Here is an 8,698-nt window from a genome sequence, read left to right as displayed (position 1 = left end):
TTCCGATCTCGTTGATCAATCCCGATGGCGCCGTCAGCCCGCCATCGTGAAACAGCCGGAAAACTCCACCTTCCGGCGGTCCAAAGAATGGTATCGGATCAAACAGCCGGAAAACTCCACCTTCCGGCGGTCCAAAGAATGGTATCGGATCACCAGCCGGAAAACTCCACCTTCCGGCGGTCCAAAGAATGGTATCGGATCAAATCGAGGCCGGACTCTAATCTCAGATGGAGGAAATTACCCGTGGCAGGTCAGACGAGGCGGCTTTCACCAATCTCGAACTCAATCCGACCGGCCGACGTGGGCACCTCGTGCTTCGCTGCGCCGGCGTGCTCGACCTGCCGGTCCTCGCCCGCGATCGTAATTGGCACAAATTGCAGGGCTGGCGTCGTCTCCGCAGCCGCTTTCGCCTGCACCAGCCCCGCCTGTCGCCGCCAGACGGAAAGAAGGCCACGACTTACGCCCCAATGTCGCGCGACTGCCGAGATGTCGGCGCCCCGCTCCGCACTCTCCGCGACGACCCGAGCCTTCTCCGCCGGCGTCTAGTTGCGCCGCCGCCGCCGGCCGGTGATCACCTCGATCCGGCGATAGCGACCCTCTTCATGCCAGCCTTGACGACTGTCTTGATGCCTGGCATCAGGCTCGTCCCACTCCATGCGCCCGGCCAGCGTAAGAGGGACGCCCCACCGGCGAGTACAGTCCAAGCCGCCAGCGCCCTCGTAGACCCGTCTGAGCAAGCCACGCGAGTTCCCGCTGTGGCTACCCTGACCTGTGTCAGCTTCATCATTTTCCGGACGGTAGGAGCGGCGCTCGGTGGCATGATGGTTGCCTCGTCGGCTTCTAACGGACGCTACCACACTCAGCTCCCTGCACAGTGAAAGGCTCACTCTTGGCCTGCCGCGAGAGTCGATGGATACCGCAGTCTATCTATCTGGGCTTCACGGCGATGTCTTCCTAGACGTTGCGACAGTCGACGGACGTATAGTGGCTGCTTCGTGAAAGGCCGGTGTGACCAGAAATTAGAGGCAAACATCGTCATCGGGTTGCCCTTCAGCCGTGTCCGGCTCAAGGCGTCTATGTTCGGAACCCGACACACTGAAGCCGAAGTATTCGACCGTTCCGGCGCAAAACACCTGTGATTTTGCCGTCATGCTCGCAATCCTGATCGGTGGCACGCCGATTGCGAGGGACACGGTGAAGGATCCGTTATGATCATAGCGGCTTCACAACGTCAGGCCTACATCAAACTTGCTCGAACGATCCAGATCAATAGAACAGATTGTGATTGAGTGTTGTCCCGCCAATCAAAGCTTTATCGCCTCCATCGTCGGTTGTGCTCGCTCCCCCCAGCGCGGCTTTGGTTGCTATCGCGTCTGGACCGAGATGGAAGCCGCGAAGACGGCTGGCACCTTCACACGGTGGCACCTCTGATCGCCGTGGTCTTGCGGGCTTGCAGGTGGCTTCCTCCGCTTCCCGGAACTGTGCTGGTGCAGGGGGCGGCTGCCTCTCAAGAGCTTGGCGATTTCCGCCTCAGGAGCAAGCCTGCCAGCCTTGGCCGGCTGTACCGGGCGCGCGGAGTCCAGATGAGCTGTTCCCACAAAAAAACGAGATGAACGTGACAGCGGGCAAACAATGAGGAGAAGCTTCATGCGAGTAGCCGTGGTGTGGAATAGCGATTTTACGGGCGTGATCAATCGCTTCGGTCACCCTTATCCGATCTCCCCGCAGTCTTGGCCGGATTACGGGGAGACAATCCAAAACATAGTAGCGGGACTACAGGAGTGCGGCCACGAGACGCTGCTGTGTGAAGGCGATAAAGGACTGCTCGCTACGCTTGAGGCGTGGATGCCACCCGATGTACAAGCCCGCCCTTCAGGATTCGTCTTCAACCGGGCGGAGGGGATTCAGGGTGAGTGCCGTTATACCCATGTTCCGGCCATGCTTGAGATGGCCGGTGTTCCATACACCGGATCGAGCCCGCTCGGGCATGGGTTGATGGACGATAAGCTCATCACTAAGACGCTCATCCGCAGTATCGGCGTGCCGACGCCGAACTTTCGCGTCATGCGTTGTGGCACCGAGAATACCGGCAACCTGCAATTCCCAGTAGTAGTGAAGCCGCGTCATGAAGACAACAGCTTCGGTCTGCAGCTCGTACATGAGCCCGCTCAGCTGACGCAGGCAGTGGAATTGATCGTCACGCAATATGGGCAAGATGCACTCGTGGAAGAATATATTGATGGGCGAGAAATCCATGTCGCGATGTTGGGAAACGAAGAACTCGAGGTCTTGCCTCCCGTGGAGCATGACTTCGGGGGCCGCGAAACGCGTCTTCTAACGTGGGAAGTAAAGTATACGGCCGTCGCGGCACTGCCGCAGATTTGCCCGGCGCAAATCGGGGAAAGGCTTGCCAGGGAGCTGCGGGACATTTCGGTTGCGACGTTCCGTGCCTGCCAGTGCCGGGACTATGCCCGCGTTGACCTTCGAATCGACCGCTCCGGAAAGCCGTTCGTCCTGGAGATCAACTCGATGCCTGGGCTCGGTATGGGCGGCTCGTTCGCATTGGCCGCGACGACTGCCGGACACAGCTACTCGAGCTTGATCAATCGCATCCTCGATGTCGCCCACACTCGGTCGTTCGGAATCAGCATTCTCTAGGCCGAACGCATGAATTGCGAGTTTCGGAAAAGCGCCGACACAATTCCATCTCACTAATTCTGATCTCCGGTCGGGACTCACTCGGAACAAGTGTGTCGTTAATCCGAAATCCGAACTGAACCGCGATTGGAACTTTTCGGGCCGCGCGCTGGTCTGTGACTCTGCGGCTCGGAATTTAATGAGCCGGCCTTGCGACATATACGGCCACAAAGATCACGGGTGCGCCCATCTGCTTTACCTCTTGCCCGCCGTCTTCTCTCGGAGGTCAGGCCGTCAAAAAAGGCTGACGCAAGTACATTCGAACCGCCCCACAGCACACTATGGAGAACAACAGGCAATGGGAACGAGAGCACTCATTTTGGTCGAAGGTGATCCAACGGGTACTGGTCGCCTCTTCATCCGAGCGGCCCAACGTCTGGGCCTTCATACAATCACTTTATCCTCCGATCCATCTCAGTATAGCTACCTCGATATCGAAGGATGCGAGGCAATCCGTGTCGATACGGAGAATCTGGATGCCCTGATCCGGGAATGTTCCGATCTAAAGGCGACTTACCACATTGCTGGCATCACGTCCTCCTTGGAGGCGTTCTATGCGACGGTCGGAAAGCTCTGCCGGTGCTTCGAATTGCCGGGGCCGAATCCCACATCAATCGAACAGTGTTGCGATAAGTTCGTTCAACGTCAGCTCCTCTCAGACGCCGGCGTTCCCATACCTAGGTATCGCTTAGCAGCAGATGCGAGAGACGTAGTGAGGTCTGCCGGGGAGATCGGTATGCCGGTGGTTTTGAAGCCGGCCGTGGGCGCTGGCAGCAGAGGTGTTCGGTTGTGCCGCGACGCCTATGAAGTGGCCGAACATACGACCTATCTGTTGGGCGGTAAGCACGTATGGCGGACTTCGCCGAGAATACTGGTCGAAGAATTCGCGCAAGGTGCTCATTATAGCATTGAAACTATGGGAAATGAGGTAATTGGTATTGGAAGCGCTGACTTCGGGCCCCCTCCGCATTTCGTCAGTCGTGAGTACATCTATCCGGCCCTCCTGAATGATGACCAGCATAAACGTATCGCTGACGTTTCGTTGAGCTGTTTGAGAGCTCTTGACCTTGGCTGGGGGCCAGCAAACATTGATCTACGGTGGACAAAGCTTGGTCCCATCGTCCTTGAAGTCAATCCGCGTCTGGCTGGGTCGCCTGATCCTGAACTGGTTCAGCTTGCTTACGGTGTCGATCTAGTCACCGAGCACATCAAGCTTGTCATCGGTGAGCAATGGGATTTGCGCAGAAAGCGTTCACAGATTGCGGCCGCGAGGATTCTAGTTCCTGATCGCGATGGCACCATCGATTGGATCGATGGCGACAGTCGGGCGGCGGCTGTATCCGGTGTCGTTGACGTCAGAATTTATGTTGAATCCAAGACTCCAATTGTCAGGAATGGTGACTACCGAGACAAAATCGGCCACGTGGTCGCCGCTTCGCCCAGCCGTACTCGAACAAAGGCGATACTTCAACGTGCCGTCGAGTTAATCAATTGGTCAATCACACCCTTTCCGACTCTCCAGGAATAGGAAAAACCTCTGATCTCAACTGTCGCTCCAACGCTTGGAGTAACAACGGGCACTTATCTCTTACGCTGCTCCGCCGACGGCTTTGAGGCCGAAATCAGGCTGCCAACCAGAATTTTGCCGATCCATCCTGGGTGTGCCTCTAAGGCTGTCGAGGTTCACCCCTGTGCGGACTTTTCGCGCACCAGCTATTGTGCCGACGGCAGGCCCGCCGACGACCAGCGAAGGCTGCACGTCATTGCGTGCGAACACGTGATGACGCACCCGTCCGGTGAAGCTTTCGATTACCACATCGTCGGGGCCTATTGCCGCGTATGAATCCGCCGTGATTCTGTCCGTGACGCCGAATCACGGAGGCGTCACGGATGCGAGACAAGACAAGCAGCAGCGAAGCCGCTTGGCAGGAAGAGCTTTGCGCGGCGGCCCTTCCCGACAAGCGCCTGGTCCGCCGGCTGCAGCGGTTGCCGGATCAGCTTTCAGCAGCGCCGGGCAAGCCGATCCCGGCCGCCTGTGGCGACTGGGCAGCGGCGAAGGCTGCCTACCGCTTCTTTGACAACCCGGCGTGTGACCGAACACAGCGTTCTCGCCGGCCATTTCGCCGCGACTGCGGCGCGCGTTGCGGCGAACGAAGGTCCGATCCTTATCCTGCAGAACACGACCGAGTTATCTACAGCCGCGCGCAGCCGGGCAAAATCGGCTTGACCAAGATCATCAACGCCGGGCGCTACAAGGCTGGGCAGCCGAACGTGCTGACCTTATGCGGGATGCTGATGCATTTCGAGCCTGGCCGTCACCCTCACCGGCACACCCCTCGGTCTGATGGGAGTGAAGTAAGCGGGTAGCTAATGCCGTTTAGCGCTGGTAGTTCCAAGGCATGAGCGCCTCGATATCGCTGTTTGGCCAGCCATTGGCGATGCACTCGAGGGTCAGGGTGAGCCAGGCGTGCGGATCGACCTGGTTCATCTTGGCGATGGTCAGCAGCGTGGCGATGGTGGCCCATGTCCGTCCGCCGCGGTCGCTGCCAGCGAAGAGGCTGTTCTTTCGGGTAATTGTCTGTGGCCGGATGGCGCGCTGACGGTGTTGGAGTCGATTTTGATGCGGCCCTCGGTGAGGAAGCGCTCCAGCGCGGCACGCCGGCCGACCGCATAGCGGATCGCCTCGGCGGGCTTCGATTTTCCCGACAGCTTCGGCGGCTCCTTTTCCCACAGCGCAAAGAGAGCGGCAACGACGGCGGCGGATTTCTCCTGACGCGCAGCTATCCGAGCTACCGGGTCTTGGCCGCGTACGGCCTCCTCGGCGGCCCACAGCGGGGCCATCTGCGCCACCGTCTGCGGGGCAATAACGGAGGAGCCTGCGGCATGCAGTTCGTAGAACTTGCGCCGCACGTGCGACCAGCACACCGCCAACATCACACCGTCATTGCCCCGATCGGATCGGGCCAGCCGGTTATAGGCGGCGTATCCGTCGACCTGCAGGATGCCGCGATAGCCGTCCAGATGGCGGGCGACACATTCGCCGGCACGGCTGTCTTCGAAGCGGTAGGCGACGATGGGCGGTCCGCTGCCGCCGAACGGCCTATCATCGCGGTTATGTAGAAATCTACATAATGCAGAGCGTTTTTAGCTTGGCGTCGCGCTGTGTCAATGCCGCTCGAATTTTCCCCAAAAGTTGGAGTGGGCCCCGCGGGCCGGACAGAGTCAGGCCGCTGATTTGACCGTTTGCCGGGTGTGTTGATCCTCGAATTGCATTGGACTGAGATAGCCGAGTGCTGAGTGAAGCCGTCGGCGGTTGTAGACCTCCTCAAGGAAATGCGGAAGGTGTTCGATGACATCGGCGAACGTCTCGAAGGCCATCGGATAGACGGCCTCGACTTTGAGCGTCTTCATGAAGCTTTCCGCCTTTGCGTTGTCGTAGGGATTGCCGCGCCGGCCCATGGAACCGACCAGGCCGTGGGCGGCAAGGTGATCGCGATAGGCTGTCGCTGCATGTTGTGACCCGCGATCAGAATGATGCACGCAGCCGGGTGGCGGTTTGCGTCCTTCGACTGCGGCGGTCAAAGCCGCCAGCGTGAGCCGTGCGTCGATCGAGCGGCTGATGGCGTATCCGACAACCCGCCGCGACCAGGCATCCAGGACAACGGCAACATAGGCAAAGCCGCCGACGACGGTGACGTATGTGATGTCGGCCACCCAGAGTTGGTTCGGCCCATCGCAGATGATGTCCCGGGCGAGGTTCGGGAAGATCGGCTGATTGTGATCGCTATCCGTGGTCACCGTGTAGCGCTGGCGCATTCTCGGCTGAAGGTCATGCTCGCGCATCAGGCGGCGGATCTTCTTGTGATTGACGATCATGCCTTTTTGCCGAAGACCGGCTCGGACACGGCGCCAGCCATAGTGCTCGAACTCGTTACAGATCGCTGCGATCGCTTCGACGATCGCGGTGTCGTCGGCCGTCTTCTCCGGACGGTCGTAGTAGGTCGAACGCGAGAGGCCCATCAGGCGGCATCCTTCGGCGACGGAGAGACCGTGGGACCGGTGGTCGCGGATGTAGGCCCGTTTCTCTGCCGCGGTAGCGCATGCAGAGCCCCCTTTAGAAACTCCAGCTCCAGAGCCTGCTTGCCGACTAGCCGTTCGAGCGCGGCAATGCGCGCCTCATAAGCCTGGAGAAGATCGGCCGCTGCGGCATCCTCATCGAGAGCGCCCGCCTGAAACTTCTCGACCCATATCCGGATCAGATTGCGTGAGATGTCGTGGCGCTTCGAGAGGGCATGCAGGGTCTCGCCACCGAAATACTCCTGCGAAACCTGCCGTTTGAAATCGACGCTGTGGGTTCGGTGCTTTGCCATGGGCCTTCATCCTCTGAAAGCCCGGCTGCACGGTCAATTACCGAAAACCATCCTGTCCGGCCCGCGGGGCCCACTCCAAGTGCCGAAGTAAAATTCCCCAGTTTCGCCGCTCCGACTGTCGCGGAGGGGTGTCCATTTTTCGGTGGCCGGCCGCGCGGCCGCGATGGTGGATTTAATGTCGGCGGCGTGATGGAGGCTTTTGATCGCAAGTGTTCGGGCATGAGCTCGGCGTGCTGGCGGAGCCGATAACTCGATCCTTCGATCTGGACGACGACCGCATGGTGAAGCAGGCGATCGAGAAGTGCGGTTGCGACGACAGGGTCGCCGAAGACCTCGCCCCATTCGGCGAAGCCGCGATTTGAGGTGAGAATCATTGCGCCCTTCTCGTAGCGGGCGTTGACGAGTTGGAAGAACAGATTGCCGCCACCGTGGACGACGGGCAAGTAGCCGATCTCATCGACAACGAGCAGAGCAGGCCGGCAGAAGAAGCGGATGCGTTCCTGCAGGCGGCCTTCGCGTTCGGCCCTTGCCAGCGCGGCGATGAGTTCGGCGAGCGTGCAGAAATAGACGCTCTTTCCAGCCTTCACAGCCTCGACGGCAAGCGCAATGGCCAGATGGCTCTTGCCTGTGCCGGGCGGGCCGAGGAAGTGGACGACCTCGCAGCGAGCGACGAAGCCGAGTTGGGCCAGCGTGAAGATTCGATCGCGGTCGAGCGAGGGCTGGAAAGAGAAGTCGAAGCGGCGAGCGTCTTCATCGTGGCCAGGCGCCCCATGCGCAGTGCCGTCTTGATCCGGCTGTTCTCGCGCAGGGTCAACTCTTCCGAGAGGAGGATGTCCATGGCTTCGAGGGCGGCGATCTCGCCTTTCTCGAGCCGGCGCACGACATGATCGAGCGCTTCGAGCGCCCGCGGCATCTTCAGGCCGACGAGGTCGTGGCAGATCCGGTCGATGGTGGATGGCGTGGTGTCGAGCGCGTTCGTCATGGACGTTGCTCCTTCGCCATCACCCGGGCGACGGCGTCGTAGAAGGCCAACGGGCGCTGAGCGACCCTGTCGCCCGAGCCATGAAGAATGACCTCGTCGTTCCTCAGTCTTTGTCGGCGCTTGTGGACGTGGATGTTGCGATGACCCCGCTCGACATGACGCTGGTGCCGGCCTTCGAGAATAGGATGGGTGGCAATCAGTGCGCCGTCCTCGAAGATGCGCAACTCTTCGGCCAGCGTGTGTACCTCGACGACACGGCGCCTGGTGGCGTCGGGCACGCTGTAGAAATTGCCGCCGACGCTGACCATGCCCTCCCGGCTGATACGTCGCTCGAGCTTTAGGACCGATCGGAACGGAGCCAAAGGCAGCGGCCGCAGCGCTGCGCGCTCCTCGGCGAAAGCTTCGTTGACGACACGCCTTGTGGTGGCGTGAACCCTCGGGTTTGCGACCGTGTCCAGCCAGTGACGCAACTGGGCGTTTAGGTCTTCGAGATTGCGAAAGGACCGGGCCAGGAAGAAGTCCTCGCGAATGTGGCGGAACGGCCGCTCGACCTTGGCTTTCTTTCAAGTCCAGGACTGCAGCTCGTGCTGACACTCAAGCGCGTATAGAGTTCGAGGTCACGCACCCGTTCCATCCGTGGCGGGGCCAG

General features: G+C 60.1%; 5 protein-coding genes and 4 pseudogenes. 3 read left to right on the top strand and 6 right to left on the bottom strand.

The window, feature by feature from the left end; translation table 11 throughout:
• Nucleotides 1-251 precede the first annotated feature (251 nt).
• A pseudogene (locus NKH37_RS33675) lies at nucleotides 252-530 on the bottom strand (transposase); the annotation flags it as partial.
• A 1,117-nt stretch (nucleotides 531-1,647) separates the two neighbouring features.
• Here NKH37_RS33675 and NKH37_RS33670 point away from each other — a divergent pair.
• The 3 genes from NKH37_RS33670 to NKH37_RS33660 all read left to right on the top strand — a co-directional run bounded on the left by NKH37_RS33670 (nucleotide 1,648) and on the right by NKH37_RS33660 (nucleotide 5,064).
• Complete coding sequence (locus tag NKH37_RS33670; RefSeq protein WP_352814136.1) at nucleotides 1,648-2,658, top strand: D-alanine--D-alanine ligase family protein; 1,011 nt, start codon at nucleotides 1,648-1,650, stop codon at nucleotides 2,656-2,658.
• Nucleotides 2,659-2,995: 337 nt separating this feature from the next.
• The gene (locus NKH37_RS33665) at nucleotides 2,996-4,225 is read left to right on the top strand and encodes an ATP-grasp domain-containing protein (RefSeq protein ID WP_353042531.1); all 1,230 of its coding nucleotides are present in this window, start codon (nucleotides 2,996-2,998) and stop codon (nucleotides 4,223-4,225) included.
• A gap of 362 nt (nucleotides 4,226-4,587) precedes the next feature.
• Entirely contained in the window at nucleotides 4,588-5,064 is a 477-nt protein-coding gene (locus NKH37_RS33660) for an IS4/Tn5 family transposase DNA-binding protein (RefSeq protein ID WP_353042529.1), read from the top strand.
• A 10-nt stretch (nucleotides 5,065-5,074) separates the two neighbouring features.
• Here the strand turns inward: NKH37_RS33660 and tnpC are convergent.
• From tnpC to NKH37_RS33635, 5 genes and pseudogenes are all read right to left on the bottom strand, one after another.
• A pseudogene (tnpC, locus tag NKH37_RS33655) lies at nucleotides 5,075-5,808 on the bottom strand (IS66 family transposase); the annotation flags it as partial.
• A gap of 111 nt (nucleotides 5,809-5,919) precedes the next feature.
• Nucleotides 5,920-6,768: an IS3 family transposase gene (locus NKH37_RS33650; protein WP_353042533.1), complete on the bottom strand. Its 849-nt coding sequence runs from the start codon at nucleotides 6,766-6,768 to the stop codon at nucleotides 5,920-5,922.
• On the bottom strand, nucleotides 6,717-7,067 hold the full coding sequence (locus tag NKH37_RS33645) for a transposase (RefSeq protein ID WP_353042527.1): 351 nt from the start codon (nucleotides 7,065-7,067) through the stop codon (nucleotides 6,717-6,719). The genes NKH37_RS33650 and NKH37_RS33645 overlap by 52 nt, the downstream gene beginning before the upstream one ends.
• 134 nt (nucleotides 7,068-7,201) lie before the next feature.
• A pseudogene (gene istB / locus NKH37_RS33640) lies at nucleotides 7,202-8,049 on the bottom strand (IS21-like element helper ATPase IstB); the annotation flags it as partial.
• A gap of 160 nt (nucleotides 8,050-8,209) precedes the next feature.
• A pseudogene (locus NKH37_RS33635) lies at nucleotides 8,210-8,609 on the bottom strand (Mu transposase domain-containing protein); the annotation flags it as partial.
• Between the last annotated feature and the right edge of the window lie 89 nt (nucleotides 8,610-8,698).

The sequence above is a fragment of the Mesorhizobium sp. M1217 genome (assembly GCF_040318275.1).
Taxonomy (GTDB): domain Bacteria; phylum Pseudomonadota; class Alphaproteobacteria; order Rhizobiales; family Rhizobiaceae; genus Mesorhizobium.
Note: the sequence above shows the minus strand (reverse complement) of the source record. Positions and strands in the feature narration are given on the sequence as shown.